The sequence below is a fragment of the Bacillus cereus group sp. BfR-BA-01355 genome (assembly GCF_022663675.1).
GTDB classification, from domain to species: domain Bacteria; phylum Bacillota; class Bacilli; order Bacillales; family Bacillaceae_G; genus Bacillus_A; species Bacillus_A thuringiensis_S.
On record NZ_JAKUFY010000401.1, the window covers coordinates 1 to 262 of the forward strand.

Below are 262 nucleotides of genomic sequence, written 5' to 3' on the forward strand. Positions count from 1 at the left end.
TACACGCTTTTTCAAAAAACAAAACAGCGCACCGCGCTTTAAATCTAAGAAGAACAACGTACAATCTTATACCACAAAACAAACAAATGAAAACATTGCCGTTGTAGGGAATAAAATAAAGTTGCCGAAACTAGGCCTTGTTCGATTTGCTAAAAGTCGCGAAGTAGAGGGGCGTATTGTAAATGCTACAGTTAGACGGAACCCTTCTGGTAGATATTTTGTGTCACTATTAGTTGAAACAGAAGTACAAGAACTTCCGAAA

Annotated in this window: 1 pseudogene; it reads left to right on the top strand. The window is 37.8% G+C overall.

Annotated elements, in window-relative coordinates:
- Positions 1–262, top strand: a pseudogene (locus tag MR167_RS32230) (IS200/IS605 family element RNA-guided endonuclease TnpB); the annotation flags it as partial.